The 20,719-nt window shown below is 67.3% G+C and carries 11 protein-coding genes; 3 read left to right on the forward strand and 8 right to left on the reverse strand.

The window, feature by feature from the left end:
* Positions 1–71: 71 nt before the first annotated feature.
* The 8 genes from IEQ11_RS21875 to IEQ11_RS21910 all read right to left on the reverse strand — a co-directional run bounded on the left by IEQ11_RS21875 (position 72) and on the right by IEQ11_RS21910 (position 16,707).
* The gene (locus tag IEQ11_RS21875; RefSeq protein ID WP_191822160.1) at positions 72–6,530 is read right to left on the reverse strand and encodes an autotransporter domain-containing protein; all 6,459 of its coding nucleotides are present in this window, start codon (positions 6,528–6,530) and stop codon (positions 72–74) included.
* 850 nt (positions 6,531–7,380) lie between these two features.
* Positions 7,381–7,806, reverse strand: a complete 426-nt coding sequence (locus tag IEQ11_RS21880) for an organic hydroperoxide resistance protein (protein ID WP_057922720.1) — start codon at positions 7,804–7,806, stop codon at positions 7,381–7,383.
* Positions 7,807–7,945: 139 nt separating this feature from the next.
* Complete coding sequence (locus IEQ11_RS21885; RefSeq protein ID WP_191822159.1) at positions 7,946–8,419, reverse strand: MarR family winged helix-turn-helix transcriptional regulator; 474 nt, start codon at positions 8,417–8,419, stop codon at positions 7,946–7,948.
* A gap of 203 nt (positions 8,420–8,622) precedes the next feature.
* Positions 8,623–9,666, reverse strand: a complete 1,044-nt coding sequence (locus tag IEQ11_RS21890; protein WP_191822197.1) for a serine hydrolase domain-containing protein — start codon at positions 9,664–9,666, stop codon at positions 8,623–8,625.
* Positions 9,667–9,820: 154 nt separating this feature from the next.
* A complete protein-coding gene (locus IEQ11_RS21895) occupies positions 9,821–10,420 on the reverse strand; it encodes a M15 family metallopeptidase (protein ID WP_425494653.1) in 600 nt (199 codons plus the stop codon).
* Positions 10,421–10,586: 166 nt separating this feature from the next.
* Positions 10,587–12,122 (reverse strand): serine hydrolase, encoded by a 1,536-nt coding sequence (locus IEQ11_RS21900; protein WP_228464703.1) that lies wholly within the window; start codon positions 12,120–12,122, stop codon positions 10,587–10,589.
* Positions 12,123–12,237: 115 nt separating this feature from the next.
* A complete protein-coding gene (locus tag IEQ11_RS21905; protein WP_191822156.1) occupies positions 12,238–15,210 on the reverse strand; it encodes a TonB-dependent receptor in 2,973 nt (990 codons plus the stop codon).
* A gap of 45 nt (positions 15,211–15,255) precedes the next feature.
* Positions 15,256–16,707 carry a transglutaminase-like domain-containing protein gene (locus IEQ11_RS21910; RefSeq protein WP_191822196.1) on the reverse strand — a complete coding sequence of 484 codons (1,452 nt, stop codon included), beginning with the start codon at positions 16,705–16,707 and terminating at the stop codon, positions 15,256–15,258.
* Between the two features lie 427 nt (positions 16,708–17,134).
* On the opposite strand from IEQ11_RS21910, the gene IEQ11_RS21915 reads away from it, so the two are divergent.
* The 3 genes from IEQ11_RS21915 to IEQ11_RS21925 all read left to right on the forward strand — a co-directional run bounded on the left by IEQ11_RS21915 (position 17,135) and on the right by IEQ11_RS21925 (position 20,704).
* Positions 17,135–18,538: a C40 family peptidase gene (locus IEQ11_RS21915; RefSeq protein ID WP_191822155.1), complete on the forward strand. Its 1,404-nt coding sequence runs from the start codon at positions 17,135–17,137 to the stop codon at positions 18,536–18,538.
* Positions 18,539–18,660: 122 nt separating this feature from the next.
* Entirely contained in the window at positions 18,661–19,767 is a 1,107-nt protein-coding gene (locus IEQ11_RS21920) for a dipeptide epimerase (protein WP_036113525.1), read from the forward strand.
* Positions 19,768–19,855: 88 nt separating this feature from the next.
* Complete coding sequence (locus IEQ11_RS21925) at positions 19,856–20,704, forward strand: MurR/RpiR family transcriptional regulator (protein ID WP_046658063.1); 849 nt, start codon at positions 19,856–19,858, stop codon at positions 20,702–20,704.
* Positions 20,705–20,719: the final 15 nt, after the last annotated feature.

Genomic DNA, 20,719 nt, shown 5'->3' on the forward strand with positions numbered 1-20,719 from the left:
ACCGGCTTCGGTCCAGCGTACCGAAGCCGGTAGCGCCACCCGTCCGGCGGCGCTGATGCATCCGGTCCGGCTTATTGAGCCCGGGCCGAAGCCTCGTCGCACCACGTCGTCGGCTGGGTCATCGCGCCCGACGGAGGGGCGGGTCGCGATGTCGCGGCGGCGAGTCGCGGCGCGGGACGCCGCTTGCTCGCCTGGGTTCCGGTGCCGCGCGAGGCGACACGCTGGGTCTTGGACATCGGACGCGCGCCGCGCGGCTTGGCCTTGGCCTTCGCGACCGTTCGCGGGGCCACGGCCTTGGCGGCGGGACGAACCTTGCACTGACCGAATGCCGCCGGTTGAGCGGCGCCGCGCGTCGTAGCGCCCGCCTCGGATGCGGCCACCGCACCCGCGGCAGCGCCGGCCGACTGCGCGGCATGAGATGCCGACGCATTCGATCCGGACGCCGCCGCGCCCGCCGCACCGGCCGAACGTTCGGCTGAAATCGACGCCGCCGCAGCGCCTGCCGCGGTTGCGGCCGCGGCCGCCGGACCGGCCGAACGCGAGCCCGAAGCCGACGTGGCGGGATCGCGCGCCGATGCCGCATCGATCGCACCGCTATCGCCCGAAGCACGCTCCGCCGCGGCCATGCGCGTGGTCACCGGCGCCGCGCGCGCCGCCGCGACCGCCGACGAACCGCCCCAACCCAGCCGCAGGCCGACATTGAGCGAATGCGCGCGATCGTCGCTGCCGATGTCGCCGCGGTATTCGATGAAGCCGCTGCTGACCGGACTCATCCGATAGGCCAGACCCAGACCGACGTTCCAGCGATTGCGTTCGGCCGCGAAGCCGCTCACGCCGAAGCCCGGCACGGTCGCGCCGGCGAAGGCGTTGCGCGCGAACGGTTGATCGTCCTGCAGATCGTGCAGATAACGGATGTCGGCGGTCGGCGTGAGCTTGCGCGCGGCGCTGCCCGGCACGCCGGAGAAACGCACGCCGATACCGGCGGTGGTGGTGTCGAAGCTGCCGGTGGACACGATCAGGTTCGCGTCGCCCGCGCCGCGCTCGGTGAAAGTCACCGATTCGACCTTGTTGTAGTACACGCCGATCAAGGGCTCCACGCGCACGCTGGCGCCGTCCCAGCGCCAACCGGCTTCGAGCATGCCGTACACGCCGTCGTTGCTGAAATGCGCATCGCTGCGGCGGTTGAAGGTGCCCACCGCGATCTCGCGTTCGGCGTCGAAGCTGGCGTAGCTGTAACCGGCCGCGCCCTGGGTCCAGAACCCGCCCGGCGCGTACAGCCAGTGGATGCCGACGTTGAACAGATCGCCGTCGACCTTATCGTCGCGGCGGTCGGTTTCCATCTTCGAATGGGCCATGCCGATATGGCCGCCGAAACGGAAGTGCTCGCCGGGCGAACCTTCCAGGCCGATGGCGATGCCGCCGACGGTGTTGTCGATGCCGTCCAGGCCGTCGCCGTCGAACTCGGCGCGGCCGCCGTACGCGGTCGCCCACAGCGTGCCGAGCGTGCTTTCGTCCTCGGTGCCGGCATCGCGCGCGCGATCGAGCTGACGCGCCACGCTGCGTTGCATCTGCTCGGCGTTGTAGCGTTGCGCGCTGACGATCGAACCGTAAGTTTCGCCGCTAAGCGTGTCGAACGCGCGCGGCGCCTGCGCGGCGCTGAGCCCGCGCGCGGCCGCGATCAGGGTCGGCAACCGCGGCGTGGCGGCATCGGCGATCGCCTGCAGCGCGTTGGCCACCGATTGCTGATTGCCGCTGAGTCCGGGGAACTGATTGAAGCGGATGCCGGTGCCGCCGGCATCGTGCTCGCTCAGGCGCAGGAACACGTCGTTGCCGATCGTCACCAGGCTCGCGTCGAGGAACGGCAACGCGGTCTGGCTGACGCCACTGAACGCGCCGCTGAGGGTGCCGGCGTCGACGATGCGGTAGTCGGTCACCGGCGCGTAGCTGCCGGCCTGCGGAATCGCCACCACCTGGCCGCCGTTCAAAGTCGCCGCGCCGGCGACGATCACGCTGTCGGTCGCGCCCGCGCCGGTCTGGCGCAGTTGCAGGCTGGCGCCGGGGTTCACGGTCAGGCTGGCGAGATTGAGCGAAGCGCCGGCCGCCGCGGTGCCCGCCGCCGCGCCGCTGCCGCCGGCGACGCCGGATGGCGCGAGTACGCCACCCAATGTCAACGAACCCGCCAACGCGCCATCGCCGATCAAGGCGCCGCCCGCGCCGACGTTCGCGTTGCCGCCGAGGTTGCCGTTGAGCACGAGGTTGCCGCCGACGGCGGTGTTGTCGAACGCACCGGTCGCGCCGGTCGGCAGGATCAAGGTGCCGCCCGCGCCGACGCCGAGGTTTTCGAAACCGCTCAAGGCCGCGCCCGGCAGCGTGCCTTCGCCGCTGCCGACGACCGAGAACGTATCGCTGCCGGCGCCGGCGTTGATCGCGCCGGTGAGGCCGGCCAGTTGCGTCGGCGCGGCGCTCAACACATCGTCGCCGCCGCCGAGATTGACCGCGCCGGCGACCGCGCCGGTCACGCTGAGGTTGTCGACACCGGCGCTGAAGTTCGCGGTCGTGCCCGCGGCCGAAGCGAGACCGGCGGTGATCGGATTGGCGACGCTGAGCGTGCCGCCCTGGATCGACAGGCCGCCGGTAAAACCGAGCACCGCGCCGTTGAGCCCGAGCGCGCCGGCGCCGGTCTTGATCAGCGTGCCGCTGCCGGCGACCGTGCCGTTCAAGTCCAGGCCATTCGCGCCGACGATGCTCAAGGCGCTGCCGGCCCCGATATTGACCGCGTTGGCGAGCGCGAGCCCGGGCAAGCCGGCACTGAGATTCGCGTTGCCGCCGATGTTGAGCGCGCCGCTGCCGAGCGCGCCGGAATTGCCCAGCGCCAAGGTGCCCGCGCCGAGATTGAAGCCGCCGCTGAAAGTATTCGCCGCGCCCAGCGACAAGGTGCCGGTGCCGTTGAAGCCCAGACTGCCGGCGCCGCCTATGCTGCCGCCGAGGCTGAGGTCGTTGCCGCCGCCGATGCCCAGTTGCGCGCCCGCAGCGAGGTCGATGCCGTTGCCGAGGGCGATGCCCGGCGCGGTCGCGGTCAAGCCCGCGTTCGCGCCGACGTTGAGCGCGCCAGTGCCGAGCGCGAGGTTGTTGCCGACACCCAGCGTGCCCGCATTGAGCGCGACGCCGCCGCCGAAGCTGTTGGCGCCGCCGAGGTTCAACGCGCCCGTGCCGCTCATCGCCAGACCGCCCGCGCCGCCGATGCCGCCGCCGAGCGACAGATCATTGCCACCGTTGATGCCCAAGGTCACGCCCGCGCCGAGATTGACCGCGTTGCCCAGCGCGATGCCCGGCGCGCTGGCGCTCAAGTTCGCGTTGCCGCCGACATTGAGCGCGCCGCTGCCGAGCGCGGTGTTGGCGCCGACGCTCAGCGAACCGCCGCCGAGATTGACGCCGCCGCCGAAGCTGTTGCTGCCGCCCAGGCTCAGCGTCGCCGGCCCGTTGAAGCTCAATCCGCCCGCGCCGGCGATCGCGCCGTTCAAGCCCAGGTTATTGGCGCCGCCGAGGTTCAAGGCCGCATTGAGGTTGATCGCATTGCCCAGGTTCACCGCCGCGCCCGCGTTGAGCGTGGCCGCGCCGTTGACCGCGAGCGCGCCGCTGCCGAGCGCGGTGTCGGTGCCGACATTGAGCGTACCGGCCTGCAGATCCAGTCCGCCGCTGAAACTGTTGGCGCCGTTGAGCGACAACGCGCCCGCGCCGGTCTTGATCAGCGAACCGCCGCCGGCGATCGCGCCGCCCAGGCTCAGATCGGCCGCGCCGCCGAGCGACAGCCCCGCGCCCGCGCCGAGATTGATCGCGTTGCTCAGGTTGAGCGCCGCGCCGGTGCTGGCCAGGCTGGCATTGCCGGTGACGTTGAACGCGCCGGTGCCGAGCGAAGCGCTGCCGCCGAGCAGCAGATTGCCCGCGCCCAGCGACACGCCGCCGCCGAAGCTGTTGGCGCCGCCGAGAGTGAAACTGCCCGGACCGTTGATTGACAGACCGCCCGCGCCGCCGATCGCGCCGCCGAGATTGAGCGCATTCGCGCCGCCCAGGCCCAGGGTCGCGCCCGCGCCGAGAGTGACGTTGTTGGCCAGCGCGATGCCGGGCAAGCCCGCGCTCAGGTTCGCGCTGCCGCTGACGTTGAGCCCGCCCAGACCGAGCGCGAGATTGTTGCCGACGCTCAAGCTGCCGCTGGCCAGATCGACGCCGCCGGCGAAATTGTTGGCGCCGTTGAGCGCAAGCGTGCCGCTGCCGTTGAAGGCCAGACCGCCCGCGCCGCTGACCAATCCGCCGAGCGCGATATCGTTGGCGCCGCCGATGCCCAGGCCGGCGTTGAGCACCACCGCGTTGCCGAGATTCACCCCGGCATTGGCGTTCAAGGTTGCCGCGCCGTTGACCGTCAACGCGCCCAACCCGAGCGAGGTGTTGGTGCCCACGCTCAGCCCGCCGCCTTGCAGGTTCAAGCCGCCGGCGAAGGCGTTGGCGCCGCCGAGGGTGAGGTTGGCCGCGCCGTTCTTGGTCAATCCCCCGAGGCCGCCGATCGTGCCGTTGAGCGCGAGATTGGCGCTGCCGCCGATGCCGAGCCCGGCATTGAGGTTGAAGTTGTTGCTCAGGCTGACCGCTGCGTTCGCGTCCAGGTTGCCCGCGCCGCTGACCGTGACCGCGCCGCTGCCGAGCGCGGTGTTGTTGCCGACCACCAGCGCGCCGCCGCCGAGATTGAATCCGCCGTTGAAGGTGTTGGCGCCGTTGAGGGTGAGGCCCGGCGCGCCGGCCAGGCTGATTCCGCCCGCTCCGCTGATGCCGCCGTTGAGCGTCAACGCGCCGCCGCCACCGCCGGCGCCGAAGTTCAAGGTGTTGTTGAGCACGATCGTATTGTTCAAGGCGACGCCGGCCGCGCCGGTCAGCGAACCCGCGCCGTTGACGGTCAACGCGCCGGTGCCGAGCGCGCCGCTGTTGCCCACATCGATCGAACCGGCCTGCAGGACGGTGCCGCCGCTGTAGTTGTTGCTGCCGGTCAGCGACAGCGCGCCGCTGTTGAGGGTGAGGCTGCCGGCGCCGCCGATATTGCCGCCGAGGGTCAGCGCGCCCGCGCCGTTGAGCGTCAACGCGCCGTTGAGCTGGACCTGATTGGCCAGCGTGCCGGTGAACGCGGTGTTGAGCGTGGCCGGTCCGCCGACCAGGAACAGGCCGGTGCCGAGCGAACCCGCGCTGCCCAAGGTCAGGCCGCCGCCGTTGAGCGCGAGCCCGCCGCTGAAGTTGTTGTTGCCGAGCAGCGACAAGGTCCCCGCGCCGTTCTTGATCAAACCGCCGGCGCCGCTGAGCGTGCCGCCCAGGCTCAGCGCGTTCGCGCCCTGCACGATCAGCCCGCCGGTCAGATTCACGTTCTGCGCGAGCGTCAGGCCGGGCAGCGAGGCCTGGATCGCGCCGCCGTTCGCGGTCAACGGGCCCAGGCCGAACGACAGCGAGTTGTCGAAGATCGACAGGCCGCCGTTGAGCGTGGCGCCGCCGCTGACGACCGCGCCGCTCAAGGTCCAGGTGCCGCTGTTGACGTTGAGGTTTTCGAAGTTGAGGTATTGCAGACCGGAAATCGAACCGGTGCCGCCGGTGCCCGAACCGGGCCCGGCGACGGTGTTCTGCAGCACCAGGGTATCGCTGCCGCCGATGCCGGCATCGACCGTGCCGGTCGCTGCGAAGGTGAGCAGGCCGGGCGGCAAGGTCGGCGTCGGCACGCCGACCGGCGGCAACGGGATCAGCGGATTGGCGAGCGAGGAACCGGTGACCGCGACGAAGGTGTCGTTGCTCAAGGTGGTGCCGAGCGAGACGCTGCCGTTGATGGTGCCGGCATTGACGAAGGTGTTGCCGCCGCTGCCGGGGCTGGCGAAGGCGACCCGGCCGGTGATGGTGCCGGTATTGGTGAAGTTGACGTTGCCGCCGCCGTAGATCGCCACCGCGATCGAATTGACCGGGTCGAACAGGCCCAGCGCGCTGACGCCGATGCTGCCGGCGTTGGTGACGGTGGTGGTTCCGCTGTTGGCGACCACCATCGCCGTGCCGAGCAGGCCGAAGGTGCCGTCGAAGGTGCCGTCGATCGAACCTTGGTTGTTGACGGTGACGTTGCCGCTGGCCGGCGCGAGCAGGTTGCCGATGGTCAGCGCGCGCGCGAGCACCAGCGAACCGGCGGCGTTGGCGTCGATCGCGCCGAGGTTGTTGAGGGTGATGTTGTTGCCGCCCAGGGTCATCGCGGTGCCGCCGGGCAGCGTGCTCATGACCGCGCCGGACTGCACGGTGACATTGAGGTTGTTGGCGTTGCTCAGGAACGAATTGGGATTGGGCGGCAGCAGGATCGGCGCGCCGGTGCAACTGACGTTGTCGCCGTCCACCGGCACGGCCGGCGTGCAGGCCGCGGCGGCCTGGCCGCTGTAGAACTGCAGCGCGATCAGAAGCGGAATCGCTTGCGCGACGCCGAGGCTCAGGGGATGAAAGCGAAGACGACGTTGCGCGCGTGCGGGCATGACCGATCCTCCGTTAGCCGATCAGGGACTCGGACGGGACGGTCGAAGGACGAGAACCTTCGGCGGTGGCGGCATCGCGCCGCGTCGCGTCCGTGCAGCGGCGGCCAGGGCGATCAGGGCCCCGACATCCGACAGCGACGAGTGGTTTCGACAGCGTTACAAAGCGAGCCGGCTCGTGATTAGAAGAGAACGAAACCCCGATGCAAGTCTGTGCAATCGCTTAGCAATTTATTAGCACGGAGCAGTCACGCAACTCACAAACGATCACCCGAAACTGAGCGCATTCATGGTGATGTACGAAGCTCACGCATACTCACCGAATGTCATGGGTCGAATGTTATGGACCGAATGTCGTGGTCGGATGTCGTAGTCGTATGTTGTGGTCCGATCTCATGGCTCGGATCTCATGGTCGGATGTTATGACCCGAATCCGACGAGCCAGATCTAATAGGACGGATCTAATGGGACGGATCTAATGGGACGGATCTAATGGGACGGTCGAAAGGCCGCATCGTGTTCCCCGACGCACTGGGCTTTTGCTGTTCCCCCCTTTGGAAAAGGGGGGCTGGGGGGATTCGCTTTTCGATCAGATCGCCCGCCAGCCACAAAAGAAAAAAACCGCTGCGCACCGATCACCGCCTGTCGAAACTCCCATCGTCGGAATAGCGCCGCCCTACTCCATTGGCGTTCGTTGCCCCACGTCTCTTAAAACGGCCGTAGGTTCAACTGCTGGGACGAACCTAAACGAAAACGAAAACGGCCCGGATGCTCGCGCATCCGGGCCGCTGGATTACTGGCGATACAACCCGGTCGTCACCGCGCCATGGCGCGGACGCGACCGCCGTCGCAATCAAACCAGAGTCAAGGTCACATCGATATTGCCACGGGTCGCATTCGAATACGGGCACACCACATGAGCCTTTTCGATCAGCTCCTGCGCCTGCTCGCGCGGCAGGCCCGGCAGCGAGATCTTGAGTTCGACTTCGATGCCGAAGCCGGTCGGGATCTGGCCGATGCCGACGCTGCCGTCGACCGCCGCGTCGGCCGGGAACGCGATCTTCTCGCGACCGGCGACGAACTTCAGCGCGCCGATGAAGCAGGCCGAGTAACCCGCCGCGAACAACTGCTCGGGGTTGGTGCCTTCGCCGCCGGCGCCGCCGAGTTCGCGCGGCGTGGTCAGCTTGATATCGAGAACGTTGTCGGACGAAACGGCGCGGCCGTCGCGGCCGCCGGTGACGTGAGCGTGGGCGGTGTAGAGGACTTTTTCGATGGACATGGCAATGCTCCGTGGACAGGGGATGGTGCGGGGATGAGGTGGGTTGGTACGCGGATGTTCGCTTGCTTATGTTTCAATATCTCGCTATTCAATAGCGCGCTATTTCAAAGTTCGAATTCCAAATCAGTCACATGCGTTGTCAGCCGTTGCGGATCAGGTTTTCACGCAGCGACTCCAACTGCGCCTTCAACACCGTGAGCTGCTCGACCGTGCAGCCCTCCAGCGCGCAGGACATGCCGGCCGGTACGCCCTGGGCCTTGGTCTTGAGCGCGCGCCCGGCCTTGCTCAGCTCGATGATGACCTGACGCTCGTCGCTGGCCGCGCGGGTGCGGGTCAGCAGACCGGCGGTTTCCAGGCGTTTCAGCAGCGGGGTGAGCGTGGCCGAATCGAGGAACAGGCGCTCGCCGATCTCCGACACGGTGACCCGGTCGCGCTCCCACAGCACCATCATCACCAGGTACTGCGGGTAGGTCAGGCCCAGCTTGGTCAGCAGCTTGCGATACACCTTGTTCAAGGCCAGCGAGGCCGAGTACAGGGCGAAACACAGCTGGTCGTCCAGCAGCAAGGTCGGCTGCGGCGGCCTGGCGGTGACGGTGGCGGCGGTCTTCTTCATGGGCCGCAATTTACATAGCGCGCTATTTAATAGCAAGCACTATCGCGCGGAGGTCCCGGCCTTCACCGTTCCACCCATGCAGCGAATCTCCGACCGCCCCTGCGGAAGCGGCGCCAACCGCGACCGCGCCCCGACAGATCGCCGCGCCTCTCAGCCAACCCTCATACCCCGCATGCCCCCCGAAATCCGCGCCACCACGCTGCTCAAGGCCCCCGCACCGGACTCCCCGCCAGATACACCCGTCCGATCGCCAACGCCAACCGATACGGCTCGGGCTCATTGCGATTGCTCAGCACCACCACCGTCAGCCGCCGCCGCGGCCAGCGCACGATCACGTTGCGAAAGCCCATGGTCTCGCCCGAATGCCACAAGGTCTCGCCGGTGATGCGCCAGCCATAGCCGTAACCGACATCGGCCACGTCGGTCGGGGTATGCGCGGTGAACGCCAGCGTGCGCGATGCCTCGCTGAGCAGACGATCGTCGTACAAGGCCGCGTCCCACTTCGCGAGATCGTCGATCGAGGAGTAAATGCCGCCATCGCCCAGCACCGCGCTGGTCGAACTCTGGTCGGTACGTACCCACCGCCCCTGCTCATTGCTGTATCCGTAGGCGCGATGCGCGACCTCGGACACGCCGCGCTCATACGCCACCGTGTCGCGCATCTCCAGGGGCAGGAAGATGCGTTCGCGCAGGAAGCCGGCGAAACTGCGCCCCGACGCGCGCTGCACGGTCAACGCCAACAGCGCGTAACCGCTGTTGCTGTAACGATAGCCCTGCCCGGGCGCGAAGTAGGTTCGATTCTGACCTTCGAGCACATGCAGCACATCGAGGTCGTGCATCTGCCGCCGATCGGCGTCGAAGCTCGCCGGTATCGCGTCTTCGTAATCGATCAGGCCGGATTGATGGCTGAGGATCTGCCGGATCGTGATCGCATCGGCCGCCTTGGGCAGCGACGGCAACCAGCGCTTGATCGGATCGTCAAGGCCGAGCGTCCCGTCCTGCGCCAGCAGCAACACCGCCGCGGCGGTGAACTGCTTGGTCACCGAGGCCAGACGGTAATTGGTCCGCGCGCTCGCGGCTTCGCCGGTCTCGACCACCGCCAGGCCGTAACCGCGCCGCAGCAGCGCGTGACCGTCGCGCAGGACCAGCACGCTGGCGCCGGGAACCTGACCCTGGTAGTCGCGCATCAAGGTATCGACTTCGTGTTGCAGCTTATCCGTCCCCTGCGCCTGCCGATGCGGCGTCATCGCGCAGGCGCTCAACAAGGCGCCGACGCCCAAGGTCGCGATCAAGCGCCGCAACGGCCGATGCGCGCCGCGTCCGCGGTTCATGCCGATAGTCACGATCACACTGCCACCTCATGCAAGGGATGTCGCTGCGCCGGGTCCGCGCGGGCCGCGCTCAGCGCACCGGAAAATCGAACGCGGTGTCCGGCGTGGGTTCGGGCTTGTAGGTGTAATGCCACCACTCCAGCGGATAGTTCTCGAACCCTTCGCGCCGCATCGCCGCGCGCAGCCGCTCGCGGTTGGCGCGCTGGGTCGCGTTCGCATTGGGCGAATCGGTATGCGCCAGTTCGTCGAAGTAATCGAAGCCCGTGCCCATGTCCAGCAATGCGTAACGGCCATCGCGCAGTTCCATCAGGCTCAGGTCCAAGGTCGCGCCGCGGCTGTGGCCGGAGGTCGGCGAGATGTAGTCGCCGAGCAAGACCCGCTTGTCGAGCTTGGGGTAGTAACGCGACTTGGTGCGCTGGTCGCCCAGATCGCCGGCCCAGCGCACGAAATCCTGGACCGCGCGCACCGGCCGATAGCAATCGAAGATATGCAGGCGCAAGCCTTGCGGGCGCAACGCGCGCTCGACCCGCGCCAGCGCCTGCGCGACCGACCGGTGCAGATAGCAACCGGCGGCCTCGTAGCCGACCACCGGCCGGCCGACGAAGTTGTCGCTGCCGGCGTAGCGGATCTCCAGCGACATATCGGGCACCAGCGAGCGGATCTCGACCATGCCCGCAGCTGCCGCATCGCTCGCCGTGGATACGCGCGGCGCGACCGCTCGCGCCGGGGCCGCGGTGGCCGGCGCGGATGCGGTGGCTTCGTGTCGCTGCGGTGGCGACGCATCCGGCGACCGCACCGCGGCGACGCAACCGATCAGCACCAGCAGCGCGCAGGCTTCAACCGCAATCGCCGATACGCGCGAACGCCAGGTCCTCGTAGTCGTAGCTGAAGTCCGCATCCGGATCGACCTTGCTCATGACGAAAGTGGCGGTGGAGCCGCTGCCGGAGAAATCGATCCAGGCCTCGGTGTCGACTTCCTCGGCGTCCCAGTCGACCAGCAGGCGCGGGCCGACCCGGACGATCTTACCGGTCAACAGCGGCGACTTGCGTGCGGCGAATTGCACATCGCGGTCTCGCCCGCAGACCTGCACCTCGCCGAACCACGGGTCGCGGTAGACACCCAGATACGCGGTCAGCGCTCTCGATTCGACCGACTTGCGCGCGGACGTATCGGGCGCGCGGTTGCGCGCGGGCGCCTGCGCCTCGCGCGCGATCGCATCCATGAACCAGGCCGCGTCGCGCGACGAGTCCGGCGCGGTGTAATGCTGGGTCAATAGCTGATCGAACACGCTGCGCGCATCGCCGGCATCGCCGTTGATCAACACCACGAAGCCGCTGCGCTGGTCCGGCAGCAGCGTCACCAGCGAATACATGCCCATCAAGGTGCCGGTATGCGACACCTTGAACACGCCGTCGGCGTCGCTCAAGCGCCAGCCGTAGCCGTAGGCGGCGAAATGAGTGTTGCTCCACTCGCGCTGGCGCTGCGACACGTTCATCGGCATCTGCGCGCGCCACAGCGCCGCGCGTTGCTCGGCCGACAGCCACGGCTTGCCGTCGGCGCCGGCGCGTTGCGGATCGAGCCAGGCGCGCAGCCAGGTCGTCATGTCGTTGAGGCTGCAGCGCACCCCGCCGGCCGGATCCATGGTCGAGGCCTCGATGCGGGCCGGGTCGCGGCGCACCGCGACATAACGTCCCTCGCGCTGCGAATGCGGCTGAGCCACGTCGCCGACCGCGTCGCGATCCCATGCGCCGATCCGGCAACGCGACAAACCCAGTGGTTCGAACACTTCCCGGCGCAGCAGCGTCTCGTACGGCGCGCCGCCCGCGGCCGCGGCGACCTCGCCGGCGACGATGTACAGCAGGTTGTCGTAGTCGTAGCGCGAACGGAAGCTGTGGATCGGCTTGAGATAGCGCAACCCATGCAGGATATCGGCGCGGCTGAAGCTGTTGGGCTCGGGCCACAGCATCAGATCGCCGGCGCCCGCGCGCAGGCCGCTGTTGTGGATCAACAGATCGCGCACCTGCATTTCGCGGGTGACCCAATCGTCGTGCATGCGGAAATCCGGCAGGTACTTGCTCACCGGATCGTCCCAGCGCAGCTTGCCGGCATCGACCAGCCGCGCCAGGGTCGCGGTGGTCATCGACTTGGTGTTCGAAGCGATCTTGAACAACGTGTCGGGACCGATCCTGTCGCCCTCGCCCGCCACCTGTTCGCCTGAGGTTCGTCGATACACGACCTCGCCGTTCTCGACCACGCCGATCGCGAAACCCGGCAGGCGATAGCGCGCCTGCACCTGATCGACGATGCGGTCCAGCGCCGCCTCGCGCGTCTGCCGCGCCGACGACGGCGGAACCGCGAAGACACACGTCAAAAAAATCAGGGCCGTCCACCGCAGTGAGTCGCGTCGCATCGGTGGAGGCCCTGTCGAGGTAGAGAAAACGCGGCCCCGCGTCATCGGGCCGCCAAGGGGTCGAGGGAACGGGTGCTCAGAAGTCCACGGACACGGTCAACTGGGCGTAGCGCGGCGACTGATAGCCGGTGCCGTACAGGTACTGCGGGTTCTTGAAGCCGATGTCCTGTTCGTACTCGTCGTCGACTTCGATCCTGCGCTGCTGGTTGAGCAGGTTGTACACGGCCAGCTTGACCCGGAGGTTGGCCTGGGCGAACTGCTGCTGATAGCTCAGGCTGGCGCCCATGTCGAAGATCCACGGCGTGCGTCCGCCCGAACCGCGGCTGCGCAGCTGGTAGGTGCGATCGGCGAAGTTGTCGGCCTGGCAGTTGGCCACGCACACGTAGAAGCTGTGGTAGCTGGTGCCGTCGAACGGGCTGCCCTTGCCGAAGGCGTTGATCGGCCGGCCCGACTGCGCGTTCAAGGTCGCGCCGACCGACCAGTTGTCGTTGATCGCATACGCGCCGCGCAACTTGATCTGGTGACGGCGGTCGTTCGGCAGCGGGCCGTCGCCGTTCAAGTTCACGAACGGATTGTCGAACGACTCGGTGCGGCCGGTGTTGTCGAAACCGAAGTCGGAGTTCGACGGGCCTTCGGCATTGCCCTCGCTCTTGGACCAGGTGTACGAAGCGTTGAACGCCCACTTGTCGTCCCAGGCGCGATCGAGCATGAACTCCAGCGCGCGATAGGTGCGCTTGGGCTTGACCCAGCCGCGCTCGCCGACATAGTTGCCGTCGGCGTCGTACAAGGCCCAACCGGCGCGCGAGGTGTCGATGTTGACGTAGCCGTCGTTGACGCCGTCGCAGTTGGTGTCGGTGTACAGCTTGACCGACTTGCCGGGATTGGCCATCACATAGCCGATCTCGCCGGGCGAACCGTTGCACAGAATGCCGTTGGAGGTGATCTCCATGTCGTCGATGGCGTTGTGCAGGCGCCGGTAGATGCCGCGCACGCCCCACGACCAGGTTTCGTCGATCATCGACTGATAACCCAGGATGGCCTCGTCCTGGTACACCGGATCGATGTCGGCGTCGACTTCGCTGCGCAGGTCGCCGACGCTGCCGTCGCCCTGGCTGTTGTCGACCGGGCCGATCTGCTGGCCGAGGATCGGGCGGTAATAGGTCGAGCCGTTCTTCTCGAACGCCTCCAGCCCCGCCAGCGCGTAATAGGTGCGCTCATCGAGGAAGGCGCCGGCCTGCTTGACGTTGATCTGGTTGACGATCGGCAGGTAATAGCGGCCCACGTTGCCGAATATCTTGGAGCGGCCGTCGCCGTTGAAGTCCCAGGAGAAGCCCAGGCGCGGCGCGAGCATGTCGTCGATCTTGATGTAGGTGTTGCCCTCGCCGTCCTTGTTGTCGAAGCCTTCCATGCGCACGCCGGCGTTGAGCATGAAGTCCGGGGTGATCTGCCAGTTGTCTTCGATGTAGTAGGCCGAGTTGATCGATTCGAAGCTTCCGCTGACCTCCTGCTGGCGCGCGCGCACGTAGGCGTTGACCCCGGCCGGCACCACCCCGCCGTTCTCGATCGTCGTGCCCGGCGTGGTCGAATAGATCTGATAGTACTTGCGCGACGGACCGGGGTAGAAGCTCTCGTTGTCGGAGGTGTTGACCTCGCGGTCCAGGCCGAAGCGCAGCAGGTGATCGCCGAGCTGCCATTCGAAATCCAGGCGCGCGGCTTCGCGCTTGTCCAGGCCCTGCTCGATCAGCGCCGAGGACACGCAGCCGATCTGCGGCAGGCCCGACACCCGGCGATCCTGCACCGCATCGCATTCCAGATCGTTCTGGCTGCTCTGGATGCGGTCGCGCTTGTTCTCGCCGTACAACGCCTTCATCGAGAAGTTCTCGGTGAGGTAGCCGGTGTAGGTCAGCGCCCAGTTGGTGCCGCCGGCCTCGTTGAACTGGGTGTTGATGCGATTGCCGCGGCGGCCGTCGGCCAGGTCGAACTGGTAGTTGTCGGTGGTGGTTTCGTTCTTGTCGGAGAAGGCCAGGAATTCGAGCAGGTGCTTGTCGCTGATCTGCCAATCCAGCTTGGTGCCCCAGAAGCCCTTGTCCGACTTGCCCTTGAAGAAGGTGCTGCCGGCGTCGTTGGTGTTCTCGGGCCGATAGTCGCGGAACTCGTACATCGCATAGAAGAACAGCTTGTCCTTCACGATCGGGCCGGACGCATGCACATTGAGGTTGGTGCGGTCGTACTGGTCGTGGCTGCGTATGCGGAACGGATCGCCGTCGCCGTCGTAGTGGTTTTCGCCCTTGGACTGCAGCGACTTGGGCTCCCACACCAGTTCGGCGCCGTACTTGAACTCGTTGCTGCCCGACTGGGTGACCGCGTTGATCACCCCGCCGGTGGTGCGGCCGAACTCGACCGAATAGCCGCCGGTCTTGACCTGGAATTCCTTGAAGAACCCGAACGGCACCGACGAGAAGCCGACCCGCTTGTAGAAGTCGGTGACGTTGAGGCCGTTGATGTAGACCGCGTTCTCCGACACCGAGGAGCCGCCGAACGAGGCGCCGCCGTACTGGCCCTGGATCACGCCCGGCGCCAGCAAGGCCACCGACTGCGCGTCGCGGCCGACCGGGATGCGTTCGATCTCGGCCTTGGTGACGTTGGTCGCCGACTCGGTCGAGCGCACGTCCACCGGCGAGATCACCCGCGTGCCGATCACCTGCACCGCGCCGAGGTTGGTCGCATCGCCCAGATTGATGTTGGCTTCGTTGCCCAGGCTGACCACAACCTCGATCGGCGCACCGACCGCGGCGCCGTCCTTGCTCGCCTGCAATTGATAGGTGCCGATCGGCAGGAACGGAAACCGGTAGTTGCCGTTCGCGTCGGCCTTCACCGTGCGGGTGAAACCGGTGTCGACGCTGCGCACCGTCACTTCGGCGCCGGCGGCGACGCGGCCGGCCAGCGAACCGTCGGTGTTGGCGGCCAATGCCGGCTGCACCGCCATCGAAGCAAGGCAGATCCCCATCGCCATGCACAGTGCGGACTTACCCAAGGTCTTGCCTTTCATTGCGTACTGCCTCCCCAGAATGATGTTGAGCGCTGCCGCCGACGCTTAGTCCTTCGTCGTCAGCACTTGCGCGCTGTAGTCGTAATCCCATTGGTCGAAGTAGAGATTTCCCCCTTCCCACTCGACCTCGCCGCGTTGCGAGTCCACCGTTTCGGAACGTTCGTGCCGCTTGGCCGGAACGAACTGCCGGCCGTAGTCGTCGTTGTAGGCGATCCGATACGCATCGAACCCGCCGAAATAGAAATTCGCCAATTGCGGATCGGGCGAATCGAAGCGGCCGGTGGTCACGTCCACCGGCACCCAGCCGTACGGCGCCAGGTACATCCAGGCCCAGTCGTGCATGTTGGTGTAGCCGTTGTCGCCGAACACCCAGCCCGATTGCCAGCGCGCCGGGATGCCGTTGAGGCGCAGCAAGGTCATCAGCAGCAAGGTCTGCTGGCCGCAGTCGGCGTGACCGGCGTGCAGTGCGTAGTCGGAGATGTTGGAGATGGTCGAATACTCGCGCGCGCCGGCCCACGGGATGCGGTCGACCGCCGCGTAGAGTTTCTGCGCGATCCGATACGGATGGGTCTCATCGCCGACCACCTCGCGCGAGAACTTGCGCATGGCATCGGTGTAGACGATATGCGGCGGCCGTTCGCCCAGGTAGTCGCGGGTGGCCTCGTCGACCGGCGCGGGCACGACCTTGTCCGGATCGATCGCGCGGTACTGGCCGAACACGGTGAGTTCGTAACTGGTTTCGAACCGGGTCGGCTGTCCGGCCTTGGCGACCTGCTGCAGATACACGGTGCGCATCGCGGTGGACTCGGGCGCGATCGTATGCGCGGCCGGCGTGCTGCTCAGAAAACGGATGTCCTGCTGTTGATGCGGCAGCGCGCGCGGATACGGCAGCCACGCGCGCAGCATCTTGCCGGCCGGCACCGCGTCGGCGTTGACCGTCAGCGAGTGGGTGACGCGCACCCGCCGCGGCGCGGCGTAGCCCAGTCCGCTGCGCAGCGCGCCGTCGCGGACTTCGGCCTGATGCGCGTTCAAGGTTTCCATCGGCCCGACGCTGAGCGGCTTGGCGCCCGGCTTGCGGCGCGCGAGCGCGGCGGCGTCGAGCCGGAACAGGTTCGACGGCGCGCGCTGGAAGTAGCGCTTGTCGCCGTCGATGATCATGTATTCGAGCAGGCCGCGCCGGTCCCACTCGTCGAATTCGGCATCGCGCATATCCGGGATCTGTTCGCGCAGCTTGGCCTTGGCCTGGGCCTCGTCGAGAGTGAAATCCAGACGGATTCGGCGCATGCGTTCGACCTGCTCGTCGAGCGCGCGGCGTTGGTCGGCATCCAGATTCGGCCGAGCGCGCGCTTTGGCGATGCCGGCGCGCGCGCCTTCGAAGTGGCCGACGTCGATCAGCGACACGATCGCGGCGAGGCGTTCGTCGGCGTCGCGGCGTTGTTCCTGCGCGTGCGCCGAACCGATCTGCGTGCTCAGCACCAGCGCCGGCAGCGCGAACATCAGGCCGAGCGCGAGCGCGGCCGCGCGGCCGCGCCGCGAAAACGAGACGATGGCCCGCGCACGGGGAGCGATAAACAGCAGGTCAGTCACGGGATCCATACCTGGTGTCACCCATGCGGGGCCATCGGTTCATGGCTGTGTAACATGAGTGGCACAGGTGGTCAATAAATTATTCCCTATCTATTTTCTCAAGGAAGTATGTATTCTGCGGTTCGACCCGCTGGCGCCCCGTGCGCGACCGGGTCGGTGCCGGACGACCGGCATCGAGCCTGTGACGGCGCGCGGCCGTGCCGCGCAGCCGCCGGAGCATGACGCGATGGGTACCGCCGCAAGCCGCAACCTCGCCGTAATCGCCCGTCGCCATGGCGGCGCCGCGAGCGCGTTCGTTCGCTGCGCTGCAGCACCGCGTTCAGGCGCGAGCGTCGCGATGCGCATCGCCGCTGCATGCCTGGGCGCCGCGTTGCTGTTGCCGGTCTGCGCCGTCGCGCGCGCCGCGACCGCCGCTCCCGCCACCGGCATTCCTGCCACCGGTGTGATCGGCATCGAGGAGGGGCAATTGAACGCCGACTACTGGATTCGCCAGCAGACCAAGCCCGACGCGACGATCCTCGACCCGCGCGCGATCGCCGCGCAGAACCAGCGCCTGCACGAACTCGATCCATCGGTGCACGACATCGAGCATCTGCCCGCGCGCCTGACCCGGGCGCAGGTGCGCGAGTGGATCGAGGCGATGTCGCAGCCGCGCGAGGAAACCCTGTACGACGAACGCGGCGAGGACATTCCCGCCGCCACCCTCGCCGCGCTCAGCGACAACCTCGCGCTGGATGCGATTCCCGCCAGCCAGGCCACGCGTTACGGCATGGTCGTGCGCCGCGCCGACCTGCGCACCTTCCCGACCCGCTTGCGCGTGTTCAACGCCAAGGGCGACAGCGACATCGACCGGTTCCAGGAAAGCGCGCTGTTCCCGGGCACGCCGGTGGCGATCGTGCATGCCAGCCAGGATGGCAAGTACTGGTTCGTGGTCAGCCCGCTGTATGCGGCATGGGTCGAGAAAGACCGCATCGCCGAAGGCGCGAAGGCGGCGATCTTCGATTACACCCGCAAGACCCCGTACCTGGTGGTGACCGGCGCGAGCGCGCGCACCGTGCACACGCCCGAGCAGCCCGGCGTGTCCGACGTGCAGCTGGAAATGGGCGTGCGCGTGCCGCTGCTGGCCGACTGGCCGAGCGACAAGCCGGTCAACGGCCAACACCACTACGCCTCGCACGTGATCGAGCTGCCGTACCGCGACGATCAAGGCCGCCTGCAGTTTTCGCCCGCGCTGTTGCCGCGCACCGCCGACACCTCGGCCGATTACCTGCCGCTGACCCAGGCCAACCTCGTGCGCCAGGGCTTCAAGTTCTTCGGCGAGCGTTACGGCTGGGGGCATTCGTACAACACTCGCGACTGCAGCGGCTTCGTCTCCGAGATCTACCGCAGCTTCGGCGTGCAGCTACCGCGCAACACCCGCGACCAGGCGGTCAGCCCGGCCTATAACCGCATCGATCTGGCCGAGGGCCTGAGCCACGACGAGCGCCTGAAGATCGTCAAGCGCCTGGAAGTCGGCGACCTGATCTACATCCCCGGCCACGTGATGATGGTGGTCGGCCACGAAGACGGCTGGCCGTACGTGATCCACGACACCACCGGCATCACCTTCCGCGACCGCACCGGCGAACTGGCGCGGGTCCATCTCAACGGCGTGTCGGTGACTCCGCTGGTGCCGCTGCTGTTCAACCGCGAGCAGCCGACCGTGGACCGGATCACCAGCATTCAACGTATACGTCCTTGAGGCGACACTGCATGTCCGGCCACCGCGGCGCCGTGTTCGCCTCATCGGGCTGATCCAACTCCGCCCGGCCCGCCGTACTCCCATCACCGAATCACGATGAAACAAGCCAAGCCAACGACCACATGAAGATCACCGACATCCGATTCGGCATGCTGCGGGTCCCGCTCAAGACCCCGTTCAAGACCGCGCTGCGCACGGTCGACACGGTCGAGGACATCGTCATCACCATCCACACCGACACTGGCCACGTCGGTTACGGCGAAGCGCCGGCCACCGCGGTGATCACCGGCGACACCCACGGCTCGATCGTCGAAGCGATCCGCAAGTTCATCTCCCCGCGCCTGATCGGCCAGGAAATCGCCAACCTCAACCGCATCACCGGCCTGATCCAGGGATCGCTGGAGAAAAACTCCAGCGCCAAGGCCGCGGTCGAGATCGCGGTCTACGACCTGTGGGGCCAGCTGTACGGCGCGCCACTGTACAAGATGCTCGGCGGCGGCGATCCGGTGATCACCACCGACCTGACCATCAGCGTCGACTACATCGAGAAGATGGTCGCCGACTCGATCGCCGCGGTCGACCGCGGTTTCGAATCGCTGAAGATCAAGGTCGGCAAGGACATCGGCGTCGACATCGAACGGGTCAAGGCGATCTACGCCGCGGTCGAGGGCCGCGCGTTGCTGCGCCTGGACGCCAATCAAGGTTGGACCGCGAAACAGGCGGTGTACGCGCTGCAGACGCTCGAGGATGCCGGCGTGCGCCTGGAACTGGTCGAGCAACCGGTCAAGGCGCAGGACCTGGACGGGATGAAGTACGTCACCGACCGCGTCCACACCCCGATCATGGCCGACGAAAGCGTGTTCGGCCCGGCCGAGGTGATCGACCTGATCCGCATGCGCGCGGCCGACATCATCAACATCAAGCTGATGAAGACCGGCGGCTTGTCCAAGGCGATCCAGATCGCCGACATCTGCGCGATGTACGGGGTCGAATGCATGATCGGCTGCATGATCGAGACGTCCATCTCGGTTGCCGCGGCGGTGCATCTGGCGGTGGCCAAGTCGAACGTGATCACCAAGGTCGATCTGGACGGTCCGTCGCTGTGCGCGTTCAACCCGGTCGACGGCGGGGTGATCTTCAACGAGTCGGAAATTACCGTGACCGACGCCCCGGGCCTGGGCATCCGCGAAATCCGCGGGCTCGAACCCTTGACCGCGAGCGCCGCCTGACCCTGCCCTCGCGGCGGCCCTAGCGCGGCCGGCCGTGAAGCCGGCTACGCTGTAGCCTTCCGCCGCGCCCGGGACCGGACCCCTGCCGATGTCGCCACTGCTCAAGATCCGCTCAGAACGCGACCAGATGTCGGCGATCGAACGCCGCATCGCCGACTACCTGCTGGAGAACGCGCACCTGCTGCGCGACTACTCCTCGCAGCAGTTGGCCAACGCGCTCGGCATCAGTCAGTCCAGCGTGGTCAAGTTCAGCCAGAAGCTCGGCTTCAAGGGCTATCCGGACCTGAAATATTCGATCGGCGAGGCGGTCGCGCGCGGCGACGGCCACGACGACAACGGCGCCGCCGAGGCCGCGCCGAGCGATCCGCATGCGGCGCTGGCCGAGCGGCTGTGGCACGGCAAGGCCCGCGCCGAAGAGGAAACCCGGTTGATCAATCCGCCCGAGCGCATCGACGCGATCGCCGAGTCGATCCAGGGCGCGCGCCGGGTGTTCATCATCGGCCTGGGCGAGGACGGCATCCCGGCGCGCGCGCTGGCGATGAAGCTGGCGATGATCGGCATCCTCAGCGTCCACCATTTCGATCCGGTGCTGATGGCCGCAAGCACCGCGACGGCGACCGCGGACGACGTGCTGCTGGTGTTCTCCGAGCAAGGCAAGCTGACCTCGCTATGCCATCTGGCGCGGACCTTCGGCGAAGCCGGCGGCAAGGTCGTGTCGGTGACCCGGCACACGCCCAATCCGCTGCGCGCGCATGCGGATTTCTCGCTGCTGGTGTCGGCGCACGACGAGCGCGCGCATGTCGAGCCGCTGCTGTACCAATCGGCGCTGCAGCACTTGCTCGACCTGATCTTCATTCTGCTGTGCGAACGCGGCCAGGGCCGCCTGAGCCAGCTCGACAGCAACGCCGAACGCATCCAGGACATGCTCGACACCTGAGCGCGAGGGATGCGA

The sequence above is a fragment of the Lysobacter capsici genome (assembly GCF_014779555.2).
GTDB classification, from domain to species: Bacteria; Pseudomonadota; Gammaproteobacteria; order Xanthomonadales; family Xanthomonadaceae; genus Lysobacter; species Lysobacter capsici.